Origin of the sequence: Vulcanisaeta sp. JCM 16159, from assembly GCF_001316265.1 — an archaeon.
GTDB lineage: Archaea > Thermoproteota > Thermoprotei > Thermoproteales > Thermocladiaceae > Vulcanisaeta.
The window spans coordinates 24,458-46,030 of record NZ_BBDN01000010.1 but is presented as its reverse complement, the minus strand read 5'-3'; the positions used below and the strand labels follow the sequence as shown (position 1 = coordinate 46,030).

Below are 21,573 nucleotides of genomic sequence, written 5' to 3'. Positions count from 1 at the left end.
TAACTCTTTATTAATCCTGTTGAAGATTGGTAATTGGTTGATTGGTTTGCGCGTTACTGATTTGCCGCTTCCAGACATATTGAGGGATTTCATAATTAGGGAGAGAGGCATTCAGGAACTTTACCCACCGCAGGAGGAGGCCGTGCGCAAGGGCTTGTTTGATGGTAGGAACATCGTCATGTGCACAAGCACAGCCACTGGGAAGACCCTAATGGCTGAATTGGCAATGGTAAATGCCGTGCTTACGAGAAATGTTAAGGCAATAATGGCCGTACCACTGAGGGCCCTGGCCTACGAGAAGGCCAGGGACTTGAGGATTTACGAGAGACTCGGCGTTAGGATTGCCGTAACAACCGGTGAGTATGATAGGGAGGATGCCTGGCTCATGAATTATGACATAGTGGTTACCACGTATGAGAAGCTCGACAGCATACTGAGACATAGGGCTGAGTGGCTTAGGCAGGTCGGTGTTTTGGTTATTGATGAGATTCACTATATTGATGATGATAGGAGAGGCCCAACCATCGAATCAATAATTGCAAAGGTAAAAGCACTGGGTCTTAATACCAGATGCTTGCCCTGTCGGCTACCGTGGGTAATGCCGAAGAGGTCGCAAATTACCTAAATGCGGAACTCGTGATCTCTGATTGGAGACCCGTGAAGCTTAGAGAGGGTGTGTACTATGATGGAGTTATTTACTATGCTGATGGGTCCAGGGAGACTATTAAGGACTTGGGCAATCCCGTATTAACGCTTGTGATGGATACGATAATTAATGGTGGTCAAGCTCTTGTATTCACTAACTCAAGGGCAAACACCGTCAAGCTCGCCCAGCAAATCGCCCACTACGTATGCAATTACGGCACAAAGCTCATAGAACCTAACACATTAGCGAGGATTTCTGGCGCAATAATCGAGGCCTCCCAATCCAAGTTGCTTGGTGAGGAGTTATCGAAAACTGTTAGATGCGGTGTTGCGTTTCATCATGCTGGTCTCGACATGGAAACCAGGACAATCATAGAATCATCCTTTAGGGATAGGCTGATCAAGGTCGTTGTTGCGACAACAACACTGGCCGCAGGCGTTAATTTACCGGCGAGGAGGGTTATTATCCATGAGTATAGGAGGTACGAGCCGGCATTGGCATGGAGGAGCTCCCCGTGATGGAGTACAAGCAGATGGCTGGTAGGGCCGGTAGGCCTGGGCTTGACCCGTACGGCGAGGCTATACTCATTGCCAGGGGCGAGGATGAGGTTGATTACCTAATTAGGAACTATATAGGTGCTAAGGTTGAGGACATAAAGTCCAAGTTCCTGACTGATAAGAACATGGCCACGCACATACTATCGGCAATAGCCAGTGGCTATGCCTCAAGCATTGATGACGTGATGAGGTTCATATCATCAACCTCGGTTACGTGCAAGGTGGCTTTCACAGGAATGAATTCCTTAGAGACCTGTTGAGGAGGAGGGTAGATGACATCATTAACTTTCTGGTTGAGTCGGGGTTCCTTGAGAGGAGGGATGATTACGTATCCGCAACAGCACTGTTCATTACTAAATAACCTATACCTGGACCCGTACACAGCGAATACCTATATTCGTGGACTTAGGACTAGGGATGAGACTAACAACCTAGGCTACGTTCACTTAATTGTTCAGTCACCAGAGGTGCCGAGGCTGAGGGTTAGGAGGAATGAGATTGAGGATTACCTGGAACTCGTACTCGATAACTGGGATTACCTATTGATTAAGCCACCAATTACTAGGGATGAGATTGAGAACGGGGAGTTTGAGGATGAGGAGGTTGAGGATTACCTCTCCACGGTGAAGACCGCAGTGATGCTCCTTGACTGGGCTAACGAGGTTTCTGAGGATGAGCTGTATAAGAACTATGACGTGGGACCCGGTGATTTGAGAGTATATAGTGACTTGATGGATTGGTTAGCCAGCGCGGTGACTAAGCTTGCCAATGCCCTCAACATGAGAAGACATGAGGAGAGACTGAACATACTTAGGTGGAGGTTGACATACGGCGTTAAAGATGAGTTGATCGAATTCGTAACAAACCTCGAAGGCATTGGCAGGGCCAGAGCTAGGGCACTTTATAATGCTGGCTTCAGGAGCATTGAGGACTTAGCCAATGCGGATCCGAGGGTCATAAGCACTATTAGGGGTTTTGGTGATAAGCTTGCCCACTCGATAGTTGAGCAGGCCAGGAAATTAATTAAGGAGGGTAAAGTAATGAAATCATCAACGGTGGAGGTTACGAAACAAGAGGGCAGTAAATCGGGTTATAATAGGAGACGTGGTTCATTGCTTGATTACCTCTAACTTATTGTTGAGCGGCTACGCCATACTAACGTGAGACTAATAATGAGTGACAGAGAATTGCAAAGGGAAATTAAATATTTATAATAATCCTGTGTCTATTCAACCTAATCTATGCTTGTAAATATTATAGTAAGTAGGAATAGGGTTTCTGGGGAAATGAGGACTGGGGTAAGGCTGAGACTTGAATATCCACCCCCAGGCATTAGTTATAAAGTTGCTAATGAAACAATTAATTCATCAAAGTGGTTTCTCAAGGCCATAATAGAGCCCATATACTCCCTTAAGATTAAGGGTCTAACCCATGCATTCTTCCTGAACCTATTCATACCACGCACACCCTGGTTCAGGAAATTGACCAACCAATATTCAACTTCTTCGAGAAGTACATGGGCAAATCAAGGAGGGACTCGCTATATGGGCTTGCTGTAAAGACCTTTAGGTACTTATTCAATAGGGATAACGTGGTAGTGATAACCTGGACACAATGGAGTAAGGAGGGCCTTGAGGAGGAGGGGTTTAGGGACGTTAGGGTTGTGCCACCGCCAATGAGGACGAGCTTTAGGAAAATCGATAATAAGATGACAGTGGGCTTCGTCGGCGTTGAATACCATAGAAAGGGTGGTGATATTGCAGAGAACGTAATGTCTAAATTACCAAGGCATGTTAGGAAGGTTTATGTTGGTAAAAGCCCAAGGAGGATTGAGGGTATTGAGTACCACAGTCCAATGAGGAGGGATGAACTACTTAAGTTAATGGCCGAATTTGACGTACTTCTCTTCCCAACCAGGGTGAGGCTTATGGATTCACAGCACTTGAGGCTATGAGTATGGGGATACCCGTCGTCGCGTCTAACGTGGATTCGGTGCCCGAGGTTGTTGGTGACGGCGGCATATTGTGCGAGGTCGATGACGTTAAGTGCTTCCTGGATGGTGCTAAGGAGCTCATAAACTACCCTGATTACGCCATGGAGCTTGGCGCCAGGGCTAAGGCTATTGTTACCCAAAGGCACTCACCGGGTATTGTTGGTAAGGAATTATTAGCAATATATAATGAATTAAGTGAAGATGAGTGAACTCACTAGGCAGGCAATTAACGTATTAATGGACCTAATTGGGCTGAGGACGGTAGCACCGCCTGGCGAGAATTACCTGGAAATCGTAACTTACCTAGATAGGTTGTTAATGGACTTTGGGTTGAGTACGAGGATAATCGAGGTACCTAAGCCAGTGATTGAGAGGTATTATCCTGAGTATATTGATTACCCAAGATACATACTAATGGCTGAACTGTGTAATTCCAAGGACCATAGGATTCATTTTAATGCCCACTATGATGTGGTTCCTGGAGGGGGAGGCTGGTTAATTACGGAACCCTTTAGGCCCGTTCTTATTAATGATAGGATTTACGGTAGAGGCGCGTCTGATGATAAGGCGGTGTGACAGCCTGGTATTACTAGCAAAGAAACTTAGTGAAGCTAAGGACTTTCATGGGTGTGTCGAATTCTCCTTCACCCCAGATGAGGAGATCGGCGGCTTAACAGGCGTTAATTACCTCATCGACCAGGTTAGTAAGCCTGATTATGCCATAGTAGCAGAACCCACTGGGCTTGACACGGTGTGGATTGGTAGTATGGGAATACTACAATTGGATGTTATTGTTAGGGGCATACCAAGCCATGCCGCGCAGCCTTGGTATGGAGTTAATGCCTTCGAGGACGGCGTTAGGGAGGCCTATGCATTAATTAAGGAGTTGAAGCCTAGGATTGAGGGTAGGCAGTTCATGGGCGAGGGGGCGGCTATTACATTAGGAGGTTTCGTTAGGGGTGGTAATTCTCGTAATCTCGTGCCTGATTACTTTCAATTTTCAATAGATAGAAGGATACTACCAAACGAGGATGTTGAGACAGCACTTAATGAATTAATAAATTACATGAACGAGTTAAGGGGCGGTATTAAATCGGCCATAGATATTTACGTAGTAAGTAAGATAGAATCGGCACTAAATGACCGATCAAGGTTGTTAAATAAGTTGATTAATGCCATAGGTAATGTACTACGTATAAGTCCCAGGGTAGGCGTATCAAGGGTTCCTGTTGACACTCGTTACTTACAGAGAGCCGGCATAGACGCATTGACATATGGACCTGGCAATATCAACAGTGCCCATGGACCTGACGAGTACGTAGAGGTTAATGACATTATTAAGTCCATATATGTATACTTACAATTGATCAAGGAGGTCTATAGTGACGTGTAGGTTATTTGCCTCGTGAATTACGGTAGGTAAATATTTTTATATTGCATTACTCGCGTTGGTTTGGGTATGGCTAGGATTGACTGGAGCATTGATGCGGAGGATATCATAAGGAGGGTTAGGGAGACTTATGGAGCGAGTATTACCGAGGACCAAGTGGTTAAGGCCCTTGGCTATGAGTATAGGATTAGTTGGAAGAAGCTGTTGAGGTCGCCAGGTTCATTAGGGGCTTCACCATTAAGCAGGCCGAGGAGTACCTGAATAACGTCATTAAGATGAAGGCCCCAATACCAATAAGGAGGTTCACCAAGAAGCAGGCACACCACACAACGCCCTGGGAGGGCTGGCCAGTGGCCAAGTGGCCCGTTAGGGTTGCCAGGGCATACCTGGAGGTTCTTAAGAACCTCGAGAACAATGCCAATTATAGGGGTCTCAATGTTGATAATGTGGTCATTGTCCATGCTGCCGTTCATAAGGGTCGTAAGATCAGGAACTACATGCCCAGGGCCTTCGGTAGGTCAACACCCTGGTTTCAGGACACCGTAACGATAGAGTTGGCCGGTGCCGAGATACCTGAGGAGAACGCACCAAGGAAGCTCAAGTTAAGGCCAAGGCCCTACTGACGCCTTCTCAGGAAAACCACTGAATATCTAATCTTCAATTTCCTAAGGAATTTTATTAACATTGAATCATCGGTAATCACCAGTGGATTTTTATTCCTCAGTCTCATGGCTAGGACTATTAATGAAACATCGGCATCACTTAGTAACCTCGGTATGTGGTAATTCCTCCGGGCGTTGGCAACCTCATCCTCACTAATCTCATAAACGCTTATATTTAGTATTTCAGGTATAACAACCGCCCTCGCATCCCTTAATTCGCTGATCACGTAATTCGTAGTCACCAGGTCGCCCATATCCATTAATGGGCGTAAATCCCTCATATGAAGTATCGCCGATGTGTCAAGTATCACAGTATCCCCAGGGCTCATGGTATGAATAACCTCCTAAACAACCTATCATACATCCTATACTGACGAGTCCTGATAAACCTAACCCTCCGGTCACCCGGCGTAATACGTATCTCGGCACCCCTCTGCGCAACAATGCCGTCACAGAGTATGTGAGCACCTCACTCGTTAATACCTTAATGGGTATCTCGTATGGGTGTATAATGGGGACCAAGGCCCTGGAGAAGGGCGCTAGGGGTACTATTAACTTCACGGCCAACCTAATATCGACAGCCGGGCCCCCTGCCGCTAGTGCGTATGCCGTGGAGCCCGTGGGCGTCGCTATTATGACGCCATCCATCCTAGCCCTTATTAACTCCTCACCGCTATTCTCAACAATCGTAACATTTATTAAGTGACCAGGATCAACGCCCTTAACCAAGACCTCATTTAACGCAGTGCACTCGAAGTCCACGGCAATAGCCTTTAACGTGAGCCTCTCCTCAATCGTATACTCACCCTTAACTATCTTATCAAGAACCTGGGGTAACTCCCTGGCGCTCACGTCACTCAGGTAATTAACCCTGCCAGTACCCACATGAAATATGGGTATGTCCGTGGAATTAATAATTTCGTGTAAAAACCTTAGTACTGTCCCATCTCCGCCAATTACCATGGCTATATCAACGCCTTGAGCGCCGTCCCATCTCGGTACGCCGAGGTTCTTAACCTCCACGTCCCTGGCAGCCACTATCTCTACGCCATTACTACTAAGCCTATTGATTATCAACTTCGCCAATGCATAATCCTCGTACTTGCCAATATAAATCATTATCCTCATTAATACCAGGTTAATGCAGATAGGTGAATTAATAAGTAATTTCTCAGGGAATTACTCGATAGAAAACCTTTTATTAGCTTTAGGTATATCGACTTGTATGTCAACGAAGCCGACGGAGGCAGGTTCTGTGAAGGAGGGCAGTTACCTAATGATTGATGGGGAACCATGCAAGATAGTCGAGGTTGAAAAGAGCAAGACTGGTAAGCATGGCTCTGCCAAGGTGAGGATTGTGGGTATTGGCGTCTTCGATAATGTTAAGAGGACCCTAATAGTGCCTGCCGATGCCCAGGTCGAGGTGCCGATTATTGAGAAGTTCGTTGCCCAGGTCGTGGCTAAGGTCGGTGATTCCTGGCAGTTGATGGATTTGAGGAACTATACAACGTTTGAGGTTCCGCAGAATCAAATTGAGGAAGATATTAAGGGTAAAATCGAGCCGGGCGTTGAGGTTGAGGTTTGGGATATTGCTGGGCGGAGGAAGATTATTAGGGTTAGGTAGTTAAAATTAACTAACGAAGATCCTATACTGATCAGCACCCTGCAGTTCCCTCAATATCCTATCAATAATTAACTTCTCAGGGTCGATACCAACCCTACTCTTTATATCATCAAAGGATTGGAAGGGCTTCTTCCTCCTCTCCTCAAGTATTTGCCAAAGGGTCTTCTTGCCAATGCCCCGGAGAAGCTCGAGACTATGCATCTTAAGGGTTATTGGCCCAGCCTTATTGAAGAAGTCCACGAACTTACTCTCCTGGGCCTTAACAATCTTGGCAACAACCTCGGGGAGCGCGTTCTTGGCCTCATTCGTTAACTCATCGTAGTTAATCCTCCTGACAATCTTATTTACCTTATCCCTAGTCCCACTACCTATGTAAACCCTCTCACCAACCTCGGCAGTGGCGTTAGGCTTAAGCGTTAACTCAAGGAGCGTGAAGTACTGCTCACCAATGGCCTGCACATAGGCTTCATTCCTTGGAAAACCCTTCTTGATGAGGGACGGGTCCTTAATGAGCATTTGCTCCGGAGGTATTACGTCAAGTACGTATGCATAGTCCTCCCTCTTAACCATTCAGAACACCCCTTAAGAACCCCTGGCGCTCTTCAGTAGGTTCAGGATCTCCTCAACATCCTTATCACTAAACTCCCTCTTCTCGGCCCCGAGTAATACCCTAAGCTCATCGGCAGTCTGAGGCATTAAATCAACTATCTGAATTGCTGTTAACCTAGCCAGACCAAACCTCTTCATCAATTCCGAAATTAATTCCCTAGCCTTGTCAGAACCGACCTTAGAGAATTTCCTGAGGTAGTCCAGGGTGTTATTGACCACCTCGTTGGTAATCCCAGGATTAACACTGATTAGTTTCTCCTCGAGAATCCTGAGTGCCTCGGGCATGGAAATATCCTCAGAATTAATGATACGCTTAACCACAATTAAATCCCTAATAAAAATCCCTATTTAAATTTAAGGATTGGTGAACATAGATCATTAATGAGGGGAATGCTTAAATACTCCATAGAATTGTGGTGCTTGGGGTTCATCGTGCACCGAACACACGGCCTACGCTACAAGTCAAGGAAGCTACTGACAAAGAAGCCCAGGGAGAAGGGTAGGCCAGGGATTTCCAGGTGGCTCTATGAGTATAATGTCGGTGATAAGGTCGTAATTGACATAGACCCAACATTCGTAACCACAGCACCTCACAGGAGGTACCAGGCAAGGTAGGCACAATAATCGGCAGGAGGGGTAAGGCCTACGAGATCGAGATATACATTGGCGGCAAGAGGAAGGTCATAATAACGACCCCCGACCACATAGTACCCTTCAAGGCCCAATCCACCGAGACTAAGGCATCCGCATCATGATCAATCACTTATGCCGAGTATATCAACCTCGATAGGCCTAATACCAAAGCCCAGCGTGCCGGCAATACTCGGCTCAACATCACCGAAACCACCATGTACAAAACCCCTAATGTATAGGTTGCCCTGGCACCTAACCAGGAACTCCACAAGCCTACCCCTAACAACCCTACCATCAAGCTCGTAAACCATGCTAACCCTCCTCCTAACCCTACGGCCACGCCTAAACACCTGAACCACTTGCCTATTCCTGAAGTAGTCACGTAGCGACTTAATGTTATCGTCGGTGACTGGGTTATCCGTAATTGCCAGGACCCTGTACGTAATTACGTAATCCCTGACCCTAGCCTTCATCCTAATAACTGCGGAGGCCCTAACCCTGGATAGGTTGTCAAGCATAATGTCATAGTCTGAATCCCTAAGTAATGCGTAAACATCATTAATGCCGGGTCTCTTACTGGGCCTAATTACCTGCAGTATTACTGGTCTACCGTTACCAAGGACTCTTGTGCCCATTGGGTCCTCACCGCCTGTGTGTATTACCACGTCCTTAGCCCCATAGGCCTGCATTACCCTATCAATGGGCCACCTTACCTGCCCTCCCCATTAACTAGCCTATGTACCTTCCTATACCTAGCCAATATGTATATTGGCATTACCTGCGTCTCCACGGAGCCCGTGTTAATGTCTATGACCACCTCCACGTCAGGCTCCTCCCTATTGAATGGTACGCCGAGTATTGCTGAGACCCTCTTACCCAACTCCCTATTTATCTCGCGCTTGATGGACTCAGCACTCGATACGTTGAACTCGGTGGTTATACTTAACTCCCTACTCAGTATATCCAGCGGCACCTTACTACCAAGCCTAAAGGACCTAAACTCAATACCAAGGGACCTAAGGCTATTCGCAATATTATCGGCCCACTCATTAAGCCTAGTGAAGATGTTGTCGCCGCACACGTAGCATTTGACCGGCGATACATTAATCCCCATATTACTTAGGAATTTTATGCTTGGTTCATGACCACTCATCGCCAGTGCCTTAATATCATTGAGCAACTCATCGCTTAGTCCCTCATTTAATATCCTCTCATGAATCCTCATTAATAGGTAGTCCTTAATCGCCCTACCCCTCTCCTCATTATCAAGCCCTGTGCCTAATCTAGCGAATAACCTACCCAGGCAGTGATTGCATAGTGGGTACTTCCTCAGTATGTCCATGGCCCTCTCAATACTCATACCAACGCGTATACTGGACGTAGTATAAGTATATTAAAGCATATAATTAAGAGGTTCTTCGTGAACCCTTACCTAATTGGCGCCTTCATGAACGAGTGCTCAGTGAGGTGGAGAAGCATTGAGGCTTTTCTGACGCCGTTGACTACGCGAGGTCATTGGAACCGGGGATCACCATGAGTAATAACATTCTCAATGCAACAGGTAGTCTATGCGATGAGGTAAGTAAAATCCTGCAGAAACCAACCAGGTTACTAATGTTTTTCAACGTTAATGATTGGATTAAATTGTTCAGAGGGCTTTATGACTTTTATGGGGAATTAATCGACCCAGAACCCAGCCTTGATGTCCCCAATTTCGTACTCAGCATTAGGATACCGAATAAATCACTGGGGCTTGCATTGAGGATTGCATTGAAGTTCCTGGGTATTAATAGCAATGTATTTCCCGGCAATGACGGTAAACTCTACCTGGTGATCCACGAGAAGGAATCAATAGCCAGGTTTATAAAGACCGTGAAGCCGCATTTAGACCCTGGACTGAACATAGCCTTAAGAAATAAGTGGATCAAGCATTACATAGGCTCTGGCGAACCCTTAGTGATCATTAAGGAACCACCTCAGCCGGTTTAGGCCTCGCCATCGATCGGCGTGGGTTCAACTCATCATTGCAATTACTATTTAAGGGACCGCATATTAAGCTTTGTTGTGATGATTAGTGATCACTGATTTAACAGTGATGATGCGTGTGAGGGCTGATCATATTGGGTAATCGAAGTTCGTCTCTGCCTGCCTAAGTGGTGGGCATTTACTGTCCTTCTCACTGATTATCACGTTTTCCCTAATCGGCCATGGTATGCCCATTTCAGGGTCATTCCAGGCAATACACCTCTCATGCTGTGGACTGTACTCCTTGGTCTGTAGGTATAGGAATAGCGTGTCATCCTCAAGGGCTTGAAAGCCATGGGCAAAGCCTGGCGGTATCCAGAGAAGCTTGGGTTGTCCGCAGAGAGCTCCACCATTACGTACTTACCGAACCAGGGAGAGCCCCTCCTGACGTCGACTGCCACGTCAACCACGCGGCCCTTGACCACTGTTACTAGTTTTCCCTGCTCCATGGGCTTGAGTTGGTAGTGTAGTCCGCGTACGACACCACGTCTTGACTTGCTTAGGCTTACCTGGACGAAGTCGTGGGGCACACCACCGGCTAGGAAGTCAGTCCTCTTGTAGAGCTCTGCGAAGAAGCCCCTTATGTCTGGGAATACCACGGGCTCTACGAGTATTACGTCAGGTATCTCAAGCCTCACGAAACTCCTAAATGGCATACTTCCCATGTGCAATTGCTGAGTTAATAAGGAGTACCTCATGGACCTTATTAGGTATTTTGGTTTTTGGAAAATGGTTAATAAGTCGGTTATTAGCCATTGACTTGATGAATGCTGTCATTAAGCCCGAGATAATAGTGACACTGAATGGAAAGGGCGGGGTTGCTATTCCCAGTTACGATAGTGAGTACGTGCTGATGAGAGAGAGGGACTTCAATGCAATACTTGATAATATTAACCTGGAGATAATGCTCACAGTAATAGGCGGTAATAATAGTTTCACACAGATAATGAGGAGGACTGGGTTGCAGAGGGGTAAGTTATCGAGACATTTAAGGAGACTCCTCAACTCAGGCTGGGTCGTTAAGGAGGGTAGTAGGTACTTACCGAGTGGTCGGATTTACGTTGTTTATGAGGTCAAAGACGTTAATGGGGAGATAATACTCAGTATATTGATGAATAAGGGCGCGTTCATAGACCCAATTCACGGACTCGTGGTAATAAACGGCGAGCCCCTAACCAACTACTGCTCAACCTGCCCGCTCAGGCAGGCATGCGTCAATAATGTTAAGTCCTTGGCGAGGAGGTACGGGATTGAACTAAGGGGTGCCGAGCCTAGTGAGACTTATGTGGAGTTGTTTAGGGAGTTGGTTAGGAGGGATTTGATTAAGAGGTTGAGGGGTGGTTGGAGGATCGTTGTTAGGAGGTAGGCGAATTGAAAGTTATATTTATATTCTCCCCAGAAGAAAATAGATAGAGCGTATGGAGGAGATAAAGGAACCAATGGGTAAGATTGTCCAGGACTTCCTGAACACAGTGGGCAGCATCAGCGGTGTTTACATAGCGTCACTAGATGGGCTTTTAATCGCCCACGCGTCTAGGATTAATGTTGACCCGGACCGCGTGGCCGCCATGATCGCGTCATTGAGTGCCGTGGGTGACAGGGTTAGTAAGGAGTTACTGAATGAGGATTCAAACCACTCAATTGTTCAAGCCCGCGCGGGTTACATAGTGATTAAGAGGGTTGATAACTTCGTGATTGGCGTTTTGGTTCAGGGTGGTGATGACTCAACGATTGGTCTCACAATGCTTGAGTTGGAGAGGTTAATCTCCACGATTAAGAAGCAGTTGAGACGATTATGAAGTAAGGTTTTACTAAGTGCGTGATAGTATCTGGGTAGTATGAGGGTTGTTACCAAGGAGGTTACCGTACAAAGTAGGAAACGTAGGGAGGTTATTAACGTAACAAGCCATGTGGAGGAATTCGTTAGGGAGTCAGGTATTAAGAATGGAATGGTACTTGTATTTTTACCGCATGCAACCTCGGCCCTATTCGCCAATGAGGATGAACCGCGGGTAAGGAGGGATTACGAGAACCTATTCGAGAGGTTAGTACCTGCCGATGGCAATTACTTTCATAATGAGATTGATAATAACGCAGACGCCCACTTACTGACAACAATCTTTAAGCAATTCTATGTATTACCCATCGTTAATGGCGAACTCATTCGCGGAACATGGCAAGAGGTCTTCCTTGCAGAATTCGATGGGCCTAGGAATAGGCGCATGGTTCTTGTGGCTATTGGTGAGTAGTACCGGGTAATTCATAGGTTCTTGTTAAAGCTGAAGCCATACCTCGCTCTCAACTCCCTGTAATTCTCAAGTGGCTCTGCATAAGCCGCGAGGTGGTCAGCCACGTATATAGGCGCCCCAAGTCTCACGGCTATTGCGGTGGCATCACTGGGCCTAGCGTCGAGTTGGAAGGTCTCGTTCGTCCTGTTATCCTTTACAAATATTGTGGCTAGGTAGACACCGTCGATCATGGCATCTATAGTCACCCTCTCCACTACGGCATCGAGCTATTTATTAAGTCAACGAGTAGGTCATGGGTTAATGGCCTATGAAAGGTCACCAGTCCCAAGGCCTTCTTTATTGAGAATGAGGCGGTTATGTCGATCCTTATGGGTAGTACCTTGTCATCCCATTCCTCTGTTGTGAACAGCATAACTGCGACGCCCTCTTCAGGTATTTCAATTACATCGAGAAGGTCCGCCTTTAGGTACTTTGAATTACCTGAACTTTCCTCCCTAACCATTACACTGATATTTAAGCAACCCCTTTATTTACTTATTTACCCTAGGCATTAATCCCGAACTCAGTAAGTGGGACGTCCCTTTCACTCCAGCTGCTCATGTCCCTAACCTTAACGAGACCCTGGGAAACCTCCTTGGGACCCACTATCACGAAGTACCTTACGTTTATCTTGGAGGCATACTCAAGGGCACTCCTAAGGCTCTTCTCACCCGTGTCAACAATGACCTTACTGCCACGGTACCTCAAATTACTCGCTAATTTATAACCAAGCATCAAGTGGTTCCTTTCGTTGCTAAGTACATACACGTAGTAATCAACTTGCGGAAGACCACGCTTAAGCGAACCCCTCTGTTCAAGGACTTCGAGTAACCTCTCAATGCCCATGGCGAATCCCGAGGCTGGCATTGGCTTACCGCTGTAGATCTCGATTAGGTTATCATACCTACCGCCACCCCCCACTGACAGCTTATAATCCGGTACGTACATCTCAAAGACTATGCCCGTGTAGTAATCGAGGCCCCTCACAATGCCCATGTCAAGGTCCATGTAACTGCGTATGCCATACATGTCAAGAAGCTCTATTAACTCGCTATAGTACTTAATGAATTCATCGCCAACGCCAAATTCCCTAAATGAGTCAATGGCCTTATCAATACCCTCACTAGTGCCGGCTAGCTTAAGGACCTCCTGAGATGTGTCATTATTTAACCCGAGATCCCTCAGCATCTTTAGTAACTCATCATCAGGCACCTTACCCCTCTTATCCATTATCCTGAGAACACCAGGTCTAAGGTCATTGGAAATGCCCAATTTGCCAAGTATTTGATCAATTACCCTCCTGTCGTTGATTCTAACCCTGAAATCACCAATATTGAGCGCCCTGAGCGCCTCAACACCGACTGCAAGGACCTCAGCGTCAGCCCTAACACTTGAGGAACCTATAAACTCAATACCGAATTGGTGAAACTCCCTATACCTACCGTGCTGCGGCTCATCATAACGCCAGACCTTCGTTATGTAGTACACCTGATCGGCTTCGGCACATCAACCCTGTACGACACGACCCTGGCCACAGGCACGGTCATGTCGAACCTAAGCCCAACCTCCCTACCGGCCTTATCCTTGAAGTAGTAGATCTCGTTAATTACGTCTTCGCCGGCCTTGGCCTTAAGTATTTCATAGTGCTCCAGGGCCGGTGTCTCAACCCTTAGGTAACCGAAGGATTCGGCGACCCTGGCCAGTTTATCGAAGATCTGCATCATTGGGTAGTACTCCTCGGGCGTTAGGTCTTTCATTCCCCTGACAGGCCTTAGGTCCTTGTCATCAAATACCACAGATCACCGATACAGCGGTTAAATAAAAATTTTCGTGTTCATAGTGAGGACAGAGCAAGCGTTAGGAAGTTTGCATGGGTTATTATGTACATTACTAGGCCGAGGGTTATGGGCACTATGAATGGTATGTGATATGAAGTCAGCACTGGCGTGTCCACGTTGATCCTGCTGGGACAACCACTCAATTAGTAATTCCCTGGGATCATCAACCTCAAGACCAAGCCTAATCACTGGTTGGAAACCACCGTCAGCGAGTTCCTGGGATATTGCGTAATTATTGGGGTTTCTAAAGACCCTATGTGCTGGTACACACATGAGGATCACCAGGTATATTATCCTGCTGAGCCCCTTAACCCTGGATAAGGCCTCGCAATTACTGCCGTACCTAATGTTTTGAATTACATTGTAGGGCATGTATATAACTAGGGCTATGATTAATGAATTGATCAGTACTGATAATGGCGTGATATTTATTACAGTTAGTGCTGGGCTGGTCATGGGTAGTGTGGGTATTGAGGCCGATATGAAGGCTATGGACTTAGAGTCGGCACCACCCATGGCCCTCAACCAATAAACCGACAATGCGAATATCGAACCAATAACCACATTAATGATGAATAGGATTAATTGATTTAGTGCGATGGCCACGTACAAGCCAAGCGGTATGCATATTATTGAACCTATTATCCACGTCCAATCACTAATCTCCCTAGTCCTTAAATCCTGCGCAGAGGCCGCAATTTGAATCAAAACTACCACTAGGTAATCCATCATGAGCAATGCGTATGGATTTACCATGAATTTACGATTAATTAAAACCTGGCTGGAGTTATTAAGATTAATGCTTGGTGAGTTAACAACGGGTATGTAGGTAATAAATTAAAAGGTCCCTGGCACCATAATTACTATGTCAAGGAGGGTTGCGATTATAGGGGTTGGTTGGTACGGGTTTAGGCCTGTGGTTGAGGAGACATCATTTAGGGAGATGATGTTCGAAGCCGCAACCCGCGCCTATGAGGATGCCGGCGGTTTAAACCCAAGGACTGATGTCGACGCTTTCGCCAGTTGCCAGGAGGACTTTTGGGAGGGTATAGCCATAGCCGACGAATTCGCGCCAGAGCCCATCGGTGGTACGTTAAAGCCCGTATTCACAACACCCGGTGATGGGCTTCAGTGCGTGGCTAATGCATACATGTTAATTAAGACTGGGCAGTTCGACGTAGTCGTTGCTGAGTCCCACGCGAAGCCCAGCGACATTGCCAATATGCATGATGTGATGCTTTTTGCCATGGATCCAATAACCATAAGGGCAATAAACACACCCAATTACCACGCATTAGCCGCATTGGAGGCCCAGGCATATATGTCGCGTTATAACGTGCCTCGGGAGGCCCTGGCCTACGTGGTAGTTAAAGATAAGAGAAATGCCCTCTATAACGAGAAGGCTAGTTACGGCGCCAACCTAACAATGGACGAGGTACTTAATACGCCATACACCGTATCACCATTAACTAAGTTGGACATCGCACCATTTGTCGATGCATCCATAGTGGTAGTTCTAGCCAGCGAGGATGTGGCAAGGAGGTACACAGACACGCCCGTGTGGGTTGACGGGATTCACTGGATTACTGAGGACCCATCCCTCGAATTCCATAACTGGGAATTCCCAGTGCACGCGATGAGGGCTGCCGAGGCAGCGTATAAAATGGCTGGCATTCAGGACCCAATTAAGGAACTTCACTTTGCAGAAATTGATGCAAGGTACAGCTTCAAGGAGTTGCAATTCATTGAGGCGCTGAAGCTGGCCCCTATTGGTGAGGCCCATAAACTACTCCTGGAGGGAGCCTTTGATAGGGATGGCCTATTCCCAGTAAACCCAAGCGGCGGCGCACTTGGTGAGGGCGTTCCACTCGAGGTTCATGGTCTCGCCAGGTTAGTTAATGCAGTACTACAACTGAGGAGTGAGGCTGGTAGGATGCAGTTGGATAGGGCTGAGAGGGCTGTTGTTCATTCATGGCGTGGTGTGCCGACCACGACAAGCGTCGTCGCCGTGTTAAGTAGGTGATCGGTAATGCTTAAGAAGCAAGCATGGGTGGTAATCTATGAGTAGGAACATTTACATTAAGCATAGGCCCGCAGTAATCGGTGCAGGACTCACGTTATTTAGAAGGAGGATGCTCGAGACGCCCAAGGAGCTTGCCTGGATAGCGGCTAAGCAGGCACTTGATGAGGCGGAGCTTACGCTTAAGGATATTGATTGTGTAGTCATCGGCTCAGCGCCGGACACATTTGATGGGGTTCACATGAAGGGTGAGTACCTGGCTGATGGGGCTGGCGGTGTTGGTAAGCCGACAATGAGGGTTTTCGTTGGCGGTGCTACCGGCGTGATGGTCCCAATAGCCGCCTGGTGGCACGTGGCCAGTGGGCACTGCAGGACTGTGCTGGCGGTTGCTGAGGAGAAAATGAGCAACGCGGATATACCGCATCCACAGGCCGTGTTTAGGTACATTTGGGACCCAGTGACCGAGGTACCACTCCAGCCGAACCTAATCTGGATATTCGCGATGGAAATGCATAGGTACATGTATAAGTGCGGTGTTAAGAAGGAGGATATAGCCCTGGTCAGCGTTAAGAATAAGCGTAATGCCCTTGATCACCCAGCGGCCCAGGTGGCCGCTAACATAACGGTAGATGACGTGCTCAGGAGCGAAGTCTTGGTCTGGCCCGTCCAATTACTCGACATATCGCCTGCAAGCGATGGAGCAGCAGCATTCGTGGTAGCCAGTGAGGACATTGCCAGGAGGCAGACGGACACGCCGGTCTGGATTGATGGAGTTGGATGGGCTCTGGACACAACGTCCTGGACCAACAGGGACTTGGCATTCCCCGAGTACGCCAACGTGGCCGCCCAGATGGCCTATAAAATGGCTGGCATAACAAACCCGAGGAAGGAAATCGACGTTGCGGAGGTTTATGACCCATTCGACTATAAGGAGCTGCACCACATGGAGGGGCTTGGACTTGCCAAGAAGTGTGAGGCTCCAAAACTAACTAAGGAGGTGTCACCCAGAGATGGTGACTTACCAATAAACCCATCGGTGGGTTACTCGGTGTTGGCAATCCAATAGCCGCTGCCGGTGTAATGAAGGTGGCCGAAATCTACTGGCAATTGGTCGGGAAGGCAGGTAAGAGGCAAGTGAAGAAGCCCGTATACACGGGCCTAGCCCACGCCTGGGGCGACCTAATGCAGGCAAGCACAGTAGTGGTAATGAGGGTGTAAAACTGTTTTGTTCATTTTCTATTTTATTTACTCAATATACGCATGGTAAAAACATAAATAATATTGTGGTAATTTCACACCCTGATTATATATGGTGGTCGTTGCAGTTGATATTGGTGGCACGTTTACGGATTTCGTGATCCTCAGGGATGATGGGACTATATACTCGATCAAAGCCCTCAGTACTCCGAGGAGTCCCGAGGTTGCCGTACTCGAGGGCTTAAGGAGGGTTAGGGAATCTATTTCCGAGGTTCTTCATGCGACGACCATAGGCACTAATACCCTGCTTGGGCAGGTCGGGCTTGAGATCCCCAAGGTGGCTTTGTTCACTACGAGGGGCTTCAGGGACGTTATTGAGATTGGCCGTCAAAATAGGCCTAGGCTTTACGACCTCTTCTTCGATAAGCCGAGGCCCCTGATCCCTAGGGAGCTTAGGTTTGAGGTTGATGAGAGGGTTTTGGCTGACGGCACGGTGGCTAAGCACGTCGATCCCAGCGAGGTTGAGGAGTACGCTATTAGGCTAAGTCGATGGGAGTCATTAGCGTGGCTGTTTCATACCTACACTCATACATTAACCCAGTTAATGAGGAGGTTACAGGTGGCGTACTTAGGAAGTACTTCAAGTACGTTAGTTTATCGAGTAAGATAGCCCCTGAGCCTAGGGAGTATGAGAGAACATCAACAACCGTTGTTAACGCAGCGCTCATGCCAATAGTCAGTGAGTACATAGCAAGGTTCTCCGAGGGCCTTAAGGAGCTTGGTATTAGTAAGTTCTACATAATGTCGAGCGCGGGCGGTCTCGTGGATGCAAATGAGGCTGTGGAGAGGCCCGTTCAATTAATCGAGTCCGGCCCCGCAGCTGGTGCTGTGGCTGCTGCGGAGTTCTCTAAGTTAATTGGTGCTGAGAATGTCATTGGCTTTGACATGGGCGGTACCACGGCTAAGGCATCCTCAATACTCAAGCATGAGCCTGAGGTCACGACTGAGTATGAGGTTGGCGGTGAGGTTCACCACGGGAGGCTAGTCAAGGGTAGTGGCTACCCAGTTAGGTTCCCGTTCATTGACCTTGCTGAGGTCTCGAGTGGCGGTGGGACTATTATTTGGCGTGACGAGGCGGGGGCCTTAGGGTTGGCCCCATCAGTGCTGGGCTGATCCGGGGCCTATATGCTATGGTAGGGGTGGTAAGGAACCAACGCTGACTGATGCTAACGTGGTCCTTGGAAGGATCGGTGAGTACCTGCTCGGTGGTGAGATGAGGCTTGATAGGGACGCCGCGATTAAGGGATTGGCGAGGCTTGGCGACCCCATCAACGTGGCCCTTGAGGCCATTAGGCTTGCGGTTGTTGAGATGGCTAGGGCTGTTAGGCTTGTGACCGTCGAGAGAGGTCTTGACCCAAGGGACTTCGCTCTAATGGCATTTGGTGGTGCGGGTCCCCAGTTCGCGCCCTACATAGCTGAGGAGTTGGGGATTGGCTCCGTGATCGTGCCGCCTGAGCCAGGTGCCTTCAGCGCCCTTGGCCTGTTAATGGCTGATGAGAGGTTTGAGGCTAGGTCGTCATTCCCAAGGGATCTTGAGGATGGGTTTAGGAGACTTGAGGATGAGTTGCTTAGTAGGTTAGGTAGGGTTGATTACTTCCTTAGGTATGCGGATGTTAGGTATGTTGGGCAGGGTTGGGAGTTAACAATACCTATTGGTAGGCCGGCGAGCATGAGTGATATTGAGAGGGTATTCAATGATAGGCACTATGCGACATACGGCTTTAAGTTGGATAAGCCTATTGAGGTCGTTACCATTAGAGTATTCGCGGTAATAACCAGAGTTAAGCCAAGGTTCAGGCGCCAAGGACCGAGGGCGAGGCTAGGCCGAGGAACTTTAGGAGGGTGTTCTTTGATGATTGGGTTGAGGCGCCTATTTACTGGCGTGATGACGTACCGATAAACCAGGCCATTGAGGGGCCAGCCATAATTGAGGAATATGGTTCAACAATAATTATTCCACCAGGGTGGAAGGCTCTTGTTGGAAATCATGGGGAGGTTAGGATGAACCACTGATGTGTCGCCGGGTGTTGAATTATTTTATGCGAGTAATTATTTGTCCAGGGTCCTAAATTAATGAATAAAACACTTAGTGTTTATTAATAAGAATGTTATTGAACAAGCGATGATCAACTACTGGAATGACCTACAAAACATCAGGAAAAAGAGACCCCTAATTCATCACCTAATGAACTATGTGGTTATGAATAATGCCGCGAATGTAACCCTTGCCGTAGGCGCATCACCAATAATGGCCCATGCCAGGGAGGAGGTTGAGGAACTAGCCTCAAGGGCTGATGTCGTTTACATAAATATTGGCACACTCGATGATAGGTGGATAGAGTCCTTCATACTGGCTGGTAAGGCCGCGAGTAGGAATAACGTGCCTGTGCTCCTAGACCCAGTCGGTGCTGGTGCCACTAGGCTCAGGACCGAGACCACGCTCAAGATACTCAACGAGGTCGAGGTTAGTGTGCTTAAGGGGAATGGCGGTGAAATGATGGCTTTGGCCGGCGTGTCTGGCATGGTTAAGGGTGTGGACTCGCTGGGCGAGGCTAGCCCTGAGGTTGCTGAGAAGTTGGCTAGGGAGTACGGCGTCACTGCCGTGATCACGGGGCCAGGGACTACGTGTCTAACGGCAGGAGAACCGCGATTGTTAGTAATGGAACACCAATGCTACAGTACATAACGGGTAGTGGCTGTATGGTTGGTTCAGTAATTGCAAGCTTCATGGCCGTGAACAGGGACTTCCTAATCGCCTCGGTGGAGGGCTTAGTTACGTTCGAGGTAGCCGCAGAGAAGGCCGAGAAGAGATCCTTTGGCCCGGCGTCATTGATGGTGAACCTCGTCGATGAGCTATATAACATGAAGCCCGATGATTATGAACTAGCCAGGGTTGAATTTAAGGAATAGGCAGGGTAATTCCTTAAAACGCGGTAATTCTGCTATTAATTAATGAAGGCAGTCGTTATTTATGAAAGGGGTAAGTACGAGGTGCGTGATGTACCGATGCCAAGGCTTAATGACGGTGATGTACTGATAAAGATAAATTATGCTGCCCTGTGCTACCGAGACCTACTCCAATTGGCTGGTTATTACCCGCGCATGAAGTACCCCGTTATTTTGGGCCATGAGGCTGTCGGCGTAGTGATTGAGTCTAGGGATCCGAGGTTTAAGCCAGGCGATAGGGTTGTGCCGCTGTTACATGAGCCTGATGGCACCTGCGAATTCTGCATGCGCGGTCTCGATTCATACTGCATCAATGCGCTTAGTTATGGTGAGAACGTTGATGGGTTCTTCGCGGAATATGCGAGGGTTTCAGGCAATGCATTGGTTAAGGTTCCCAATGAGGTGCCCGACGAGTTGGCTGTGCTTGTCCCCTGCGTAATAGCCATGGTATATAAGGGACTTAAGAGGGCCGGGTTAACACATGGTGAGACCGTTGTTGTGACCGGCGCAAGTGGCGGTGTCGGTATTCACGCGGTTCAATTAGCCAAGGCGCTGGGCGCTAGGGTTATTGCGGTTACTCGGTCGCCAGACAAGGCCAAGTTCATTAGGCAGTTCACGGATGACGTTATTACCGAGCAGAGGTTTAGTAAGGTTGTTAAGGACTTAACCAATGGTGTTGGCGCGGATGTGGTTATAGAGGCCGTGGGGACGCCCACACTTGATGAATCGCTAAAGAGCCTGCGTAGCGGGGGTAGGGTGGTGGTGATTGGGAATGTGAACCCTGATGAGAGCTATCCGCTGAGGCTTGGTTACTTGATATTGAAGGACGTGGTTGTCATCGGCAATGTCAGGTCTAATAGGTCTGACGTTGCCGAGACACTTAGAATACTGAGTAGGGGGTTGGTTAGGCCCATCGTGCTGCCACATATCCGTTGGACAAGTTTAGTGATGCCCTGGATTTTATGAGAAATAATTCTAGGATTGGGAAGGTACTTATTAAGCCTTAATTCATTAATTCATACGAATAAATTTATATTTTATTGAATTAATTACATAGACTCAAGTTTACACGATCAATACATATT

The 21,573-nt window shown here is 47.7% G+C and carries 27 protein-coding genes and 7 pseudogenes; 22 read left to right on the top strand and 12 right to left on the bottom strand.

All coding sequences use genetic code 11. From position 1 onward, the window contains the following. The first annotated feature begins 46 nt into the window (after positions 1-46). The 11 genes from JCM16159_RS16920 (at position 47) to JCM16159_RS10120 (ending at position 5,209) form a co-directional block, all read left to right on the top strand. Positions 47-625 (top strand): DEAD/DEAH box helicase, encoded by a 579-nt coding sequence (locus JCM16159_RS16920; protein WP_243666589.1) that lies wholly within the window; start codon positions 47-49, stop codon positions 623-625. Then, the gene (locus JCM16159_RS16915) at positions 592-1,164 is read left to right on the top strand and encodes a helicase-related protein (protein WP_243666588.1); all 573 of its coding nucleotides are present in this window, start codon (positions 592-594) and stop codon (positions 1,162-1,164) included. Before JCM16159_RS16920 ends, JCM16159_RS16915 begins: the two co-directional genes overlap by 34 nt. Next, positions 1,146-1,463 carry an HTH domain-containing protein gene (locus tag JCM16159_RS16910; protein WP_243666587.1) on the top strand — a complete coding sequence of 106 codons (318 nt, stop codon included), beginning with the start codon at positions 1,146-1,148 and terminating at the stop codon, positions 1,461-1,463. The genes JCM16159_RS16915 and JCM16159_RS16910 overlap by 19 nt, the downstream gene beginning before the upstream one ends. A 12-nt stretch (positions 1,464-1,475) precedes the next feature. Continuing rightward, entirely contained in the window at positions 1,476-2,333 is an 858-nt protein-coding gene (locus JCM16159_RS16905; protein WP_243666586.1) for a helix-hairpin-helix domain-containing protein, read from the top strand. Between the two features lie 111 nt (positions 2,334-2,444). Further along, the gene (locus JCM16159_RS16900) at positions 2,445-2,762 is read left to right on the top strand and encodes a hypothetical protein (protein ID WP_243666585.1); all 318 of its coding nucleotides are present in this window, start codon (positions 2,445-2,447) and stop codon (positions 2,760-2,762) included. Continuing rightward, a complete protein-coding gene (locus tag JCM16159_RS16895; RefSeq protein WP_243666584.1) occupies positions 2,720-3,157 on the top strand; it encodes a hypothetical protein in 438 nt (145 codons plus the stop codon). Before JCM16159_RS16900 ends, JCM16159_RS16895 begins: the two co-directional genes overlap by 43 nt. After that, on the top strand, positions 3,154-3,405 hold the full coding sequence (locus JCM16159_RS16890) for a glycosyltransferase (RefSeq protein ID WP_243666583.1): 252 nt from the start codon (positions 3,154-3,156) through the stop codon (positions 3,403-3,405). Before JCM16159_RS16895 ends, JCM16159_RS16890 begins: the two co-directional genes overlap by 4 nt. Further along, entirely contained in the window at positions 3,398-3,772 is a 375-nt protein-coding gene (locus tag JCM16159_RS19320; protein ID WP_367834451.1) for a M20/M25/M40 family metallo-hydrolase, read from the top strand. The genes JCM16159_RS16890 and JCM16159_RS19320 overlap by 8 nt, the downstream gene beginning before the upstream one ends. Continuing rightward, positions 3,756-4,589, top strand: coding sequence for a M20/M25/M40 family metallo-hydrolase (locus JCM16159_RS10125; protein WP_367834450.1), 834 nt, complete (start codon positions 3,756-3,758; stop codon positions 4,587-4,589). Before JCM16159_RS19320 ends, JCM16159_RS10125 begins: the two co-directional genes overlap by 17 nt. 66 nt (positions 4,590-4,655) lie before the next feature. Next, positions 4,656-4,847, top strand: a complete 192-nt coding sequence (locus JCM16159_RS19315) for a hypothetical protein (RefSeq protein ID WP_367834449.1) — start codon at positions 4,656-4,658, stop codon at positions 4,845-4,847. Beyond that, on the top strand, positions 4,778-5,209 hold the full coding sequence (locus JCM16159_RS10120; RefSeq protein ID WP_367834448.1) for a 50S ribosomal protein L22: 432 nt from the start codon (positions 4,778-4,780) through the stop codon (positions 5,207-5,209). The genes JCM16159_RS19315 and JCM16159_RS10120 overlap by 70 nt, the downstream gene beginning before the upstream one ends. On the opposite strand, the gene JCM16159_RS10115 is transcribed toward JCM16159_RS10120, so the two are convergent. Beyond that, complete coding sequence (locus tag JCM16159_RS10115; RefSeq protein ID WP_243666582.1) at positions 5,203-5,559, bottom strand: twitching motility protein PilT; 357 nt, start codon at positions 5,557-5,559, stop codon at positions 5,203-5,205. The two genes, JCM16159_RS10120 and JCM16159_RS10115, sit on opposite strands and share 7 nt — an antisense overlap. Continuing rightward, positions 5,549-6,376, bottom strand: coding sequence for an NAD(+)/NADH kinase (locus JCM16159_RS10110; protein ID WP_243666581.1), 828 nt, complete (start codon positions 6,374-6,376; stop codon positions 5,549-5,551). The genes JCM16159_RS10115 and JCM16159_RS10110 overlap by 11 nt, the downstream gene beginning before the upstream one ends. A 97-nt stretch (positions 6,377-6,473) precedes the next feature. Here JCM16159_RS10110 and JCM16159_RS10105 point away from each other — a divergent pair, with 97 nt between their 5' ends. Then, entirely contained in the window at positions 6,474-6,872 is a 399-nt protein-coding gene (locus tag JCM16159_RS10105; protein ID WP_054857746.1) for a translation initiation factor IF-5A, read from the top strand. Between the two features lie 6 nt (positions 6,873-6,878). Here the strand turns inward: JCM16159_RS10105 and JCM16159_RS10100 are convergent, their stop codons facing one another. Both JCM16159_RS10100 and JCM16159_RS10095 read right to left on the bottom strand, forming a co-directional pair. Further along, positions 6,879-7,442 (bottom strand): DUF655 domain-containing protein, encoded by a 564-nt coding sequence (locus JCM16159_RS10100; RefSeq protein ID WP_054857745.1) that lies wholly within the window; start codon positions 7,440-7,442, stop codon positions 6,879-6,881. A 12-nt stretch (positions 7,443-7,454) separates the two neighbouring features. Then, the gene (locus tag JCM16159_RS10095; RefSeq protein WP_054857744.1) at positions 7,455-7,802 is read right to left on the bottom strand and encodes an RNA polymerase Rpb4 family protein; all 348 of its coding nucleotides are present in this window, start codon (positions 7,800-7,802) and stop codon (positions 7,455-7,457) included. Positions 7,803-7,910: 108 nt separating this feature from the next. On the opposite strand from JCM16159_RS10095, the pseudogene JCM16159_RS10090 reads away from it, so the two are divergent. Further along, positions 7,911-8,236 (top strand): annotated as a pseudogene (locus tag JCM16159_RS10090) (50S ribosomal protein L21e). On the opposite strand, the gene JCM16159_RS16885 reads toward JCM16159_RS10090, so the two are convergent. Then, entirely contained in the window at positions 8,237-8,803 is a 567-nt protein-coding gene (locus JCM16159_RS16885) for a hypothetical protein (protein ID WP_243666580.1), read from the bottom strand. Positions 8,804-8,823: 20 nt separating this feature from the next. Beyond that, positions 8,824-9,474, bottom strand: a complete 651-nt coding sequence (locus JCM16159_RS16880) for a THUMP domain-containing protein (protein ID WP_243666579.1) — start codon at positions 9,472-9,474, stop codon at positions 8,824-8,826. Between the two features lie 173 nt (positions 9,475-9,647). Between JCM16159_RS16880 and JCM16159_RS10080 the strand changes: the two genes are divergently transcribed. Then, the gene (locus JCM16159_RS10080) at positions 9,648-10,103 is read left to right on the top strand and encodes a hypothetical protein (protein WP_243666578.1); all 456 of its coding nucleotides are present in this window, start codon (positions 9,648-9,650) and stop codon (positions 10,101-10,103) included. 126 nt (positions 10,104-10,229) lie between these two features. Here JCM16159_RS10080 and rfbC read toward each other — a convergent pair. Then, positions 10,230-10,795: pseudogene (gene rfbC, locus JCM16159_RS10075) on the bottom strand (dTDP-4-dehydrorhamnose 3,5-epimerase). Positions 10,796-10,902: 107 nt separating this feature from the next. Here rfbC and JCM16159_RS10070 point away from each other — a divergent pair. Genes JCM16159_RS10070 through JCM16159_RS10060 form a run of 3 tightly spaced genes read left to right on the top strand, consistent with a single transcriptional unit; the run spans position 10,903 to position 12,388 of the window. Continuing rightward, positions 10,903-11,505 (top strand): ArsR family transcriptional regulator, encoded by a 603-nt coding sequence (locus JCM16159_RS10070; protein ID WP_054857743.1) that lies wholly within the window; start codon positions 10,903-10,905, stop codon positions 11,503-11,505. 52 nt (positions 11,506-11,557) lie between these two features. After that, positions 11,558-11,938: a roadblock/LC7 domain-containing protein gene (locus JCM16159_RS10065; protein ID WP_054853056.1), complete on the top strand. Its 381-nt coding sequence runs from the start codon at positions 11,558-11,560 to the stop codon at positions 11,936-11,938. A gap of 39 nt (positions 11,939-11,977) precedes the next feature. After that, a complete protein-coding gene (locus tag JCM16159_RS10060; protein ID WP_054853140.1) occupies positions 11,978-12,388 on the top strand; it encodes a secondary thiamine-phosphate synthase enzyme YjbQ in 411 nt (136 codons plus the stop codon). Between the two features lie 11 nt (positions 12,389-12,399). Here the strand turns inward: JCM16159_RS10060 and JCM16159_RS19310 are convergent, their stop codons facing one another. From JCM16159_RS19310 to JCM16159_RS10045, 5 genes and pseudogenes are all read right to left on the bottom strand, one after another. Then, positions 12,400-12,642 (bottom strand): bifunctional nuclease family protein, encoded by a 243-nt coding sequence (locus JCM16159_RS19310; RefSeq protein ID WP_367834447.1) that lies wholly within the window; start codon positions 12,640-12,642, stop codon positions 12,400-12,402. Continuing rightward, on the bottom strand, positions 12,642-12,890 hold the full coding sequence (locus JCM16159_RS19305; protein ID WP_367834446.1) for a bifunctional nuclease domain-containing protein: 249 nt from the start codon (positions 12,888-12,890) through the stop codon (positions 12,642-12,644). The genes JCM16159_RS19310 and JCM16159_RS19305 overlap by 1 nt, the downstream gene beginning before the upstream one ends. A 41-nt stretch (positions 12,891-12,931) precedes the next feature. Continuing rightward, positions 12,932-13,162 carry a His/Gly/Thr/Pro-type tRNA ligase C-terminal domain-containing protein gene (locus JCM16159_RS16875; protein ID WP_243666621.1) on the bottom strand — a complete coding sequence of 77 codons (231 nt, stop codon included), beginning with the start codon at positions 13,160-13,162 and terminating at the stop codon, positions 12,932-12,934. A gap of 153 nt (positions 13,163-13,315) precedes the next feature. After that, a pseudogene (locus JCM16159_RS16870) lies at positions 13,316-14,148 on the bottom strand (histidine--tRNA ligase); the annotation flags it as partial. A 93-nt stretch (positions 14,149-14,241) separates the two neighbouring features. Further along, positions 14,242-15,021, bottom strand: coding sequence for an A24 family peptidase (locus JCM16159_RS10045; protein ID WP_243666577.1), 780 nt, complete (start codon positions 15,019-15,021; stop codon positions 14,242-14,244). A gap of 109 nt (positions 15,022-15,130) precedes the next feature. Between JCM16159_RS10045 and JCM16159_RS10040 the strand changes: the two genes are divergently transcribed. From JCM16159_RS10040 to JCM16159_RS10020, 5 genes and pseudogenes are all read left to right on the top strand, one after another. Next, on the top strand, positions 15,131-16,288 hold the full coding sequence (locus JCM16159_RS10040) for a thiolase domain-containing protein (RefSeq protein WP_054857742.1): 1,158 nt from the start codon (positions 15,131-15,133) through the stop codon (positions 16,286-16,288). Positions 16,289-16,325: 37 nt separating this feature from the next. Continuing rightward, positions 16,326-17,503: pseudogene (locus tag JCM16159_RS10035) on the top strand (thiolase domain-containing protein). A gap of 91 nt (positions 17,504-17,594) precedes the next feature. After that, positions 17,595-19,555, top strand: a pseudogene (locus JCM16159_RS19300) (hydantoinase/oxoprolinase family protein). Positions 19,556-19,664: 109 nt separating this feature from the next. Beyond that, positions 19,665-20,452, top strand: a pseudogene (thiM, locus tag JCM16159_RS10025) (hydroxyethylthiazole kinase). Between the two features lie 42 nt (positions 20,453-20,494). Then, positions 20,495-21,495: pseudogene (locus tag JCM16159_RS10020) on the top strand (acryloyl-coenzyme A reductase). Positions 21,496-21,573 lie beyond the last annotated feature (78 nt).

Coding starts and splice junctions, on each gene's coding strand:
- JCM16159_RS19305 (WP_367834446.1), bottom strand. CDS start 12,890: ATGGTTAGGGAGGAAAGTTCAGGTAATTCAAAGTACCTAAAGGCGGAC.
- JCM16159_RS10040 (WP_054857742.1), top strand. CDS start 15,131: ATGTCAAGGAGGGTTGCGATTATAGGGGTTGGTTGGTACGGGTTTAGG.
- JCM16159_RS16880 (WP_243666579.1), bottom strand. CDS start 9,474: ATGAGTATTGAGAGGGCCATGGACATACTGAGGAAGTACCCACTATGC.
- JCM16159_RS16895 (WP_243666584.1), top strand. CDS start 2,720: ATGGGCAAATCAAGGAGGGACTCGCTATATGGGCTTGCTGTAAAGACC.
- JCM16159_RS10100 (WP_054857745.1), bottom strand. CDS start 7,442: ATGGTTAAGAGGGAGGACTATGCATACGTACTTGACGTAATACCTCCG.
- JCM16159_RS16905 (WP_243666586.1), top strand. CDS start 1,476: ATGACATCATTAACTTTCTGGTTGAGTCGGGGTTCCTTGAGAGGAGGG.
- JCM16159_RS10070 (WP_054857743.1), top strand. CDS start 10,903: ATGAATGCTGTCATTAAGCCCGAGATAATAGTGACACTGAATGGAAAG.
- JCM16159_RS16900 (WP_243666585.1), top strand. CDS start 2,445: ATGCTTGTAAATATTATAGTAAGTAGGAATAGGGTTTCTGGGGAAATG.
- JCM16159_RS10060 (WP_054853140.1), top strand. CDS start 11,978: ATGAGGGTTGTTACCAAGGAGGTTACCGTACAAAGTAGGAAACGTAGG.
- JCM16159_RS10110 (WP_243666581.1), bottom strand. CDS start 6,376: ATGAGGATAATGATTTATATTGGCAAGTACGAGGATTATGCATTGGCG.
- JCM16159_RS10080 (WP_243666578.1), top strand. CDS start 9,648: ATGAGTAATAACATTCTCAATGCAACAGGTAGTCTATGCGATGAGGTA.
- JCM16159_RS10125 (WP_367834450.1), top strand. CDS start 3,756: ATGATAAGGCGGTGTGACAGCCTGGTATTACTAGCAAAGAAACTTAGT.
- JCM16159_RS19315 (WP_367834449.1), top strand. CDS start 4,656: ATGGCTAGGATTGACTGGAGCATTGATGCGGAGGATATCATAAGGAGG.
- JCM16159_RS10045 (WP_243666577.1), bottom strand. CDS start 15,021: ATGGTAAATCCATACGCATTGCTCATGATGGATTACCTAGTGGTAGTT.
- JCM16159_RS10065 (WP_054853056.1), top strand. CDS start 11,558: ATGGAGGAGATAAAGGAACCAATGGGTAAGATTGTCCAGGACTTCCTG.
- JCM16159_RS16910 (WP_243666587.1), top strand. CDS start 1,146: ATGGAGGAGCTCCCCGTGATGGAGTACAAGCAGATGGCTGGTAGGGCC.
- JCM16159_RS19320 (WP_367834451.1), top strand. CDS start 3,398: ATGAGTGAACTCACTAGGCAGGCAATTAACGTATTAATGGACCTAATT.
- JCM16159_RS16885 (WP_243666580.1), bottom strand. CDS start 8,803: ATGCAGGCCTATGGGGCTAAGGACGTGGTAATACACACAGGCGGTGAG.
- JCM16159_RS10105 (WP_054857746.1), top strand. CDS start 6,474: ATGTCAACGAAGCCGACGGAGGCAGGTTCTGTGAAGGAGGGCAGTTAC.
- JCM16159_RS16875 (WP_243666621.1), bottom strand. CDS start 13,162: ATGCTTGGTTATAAATTAGCGAGTAATTTGAGGTACCGTGGCAGTAAG.
- JCM16159_RS16890 (WP_243666583.1), top strand. CDS start 3,154: ATGAGTATGGGGATACCCGTCGTCGCGTCTAACGTGGATTCGGTGCCC.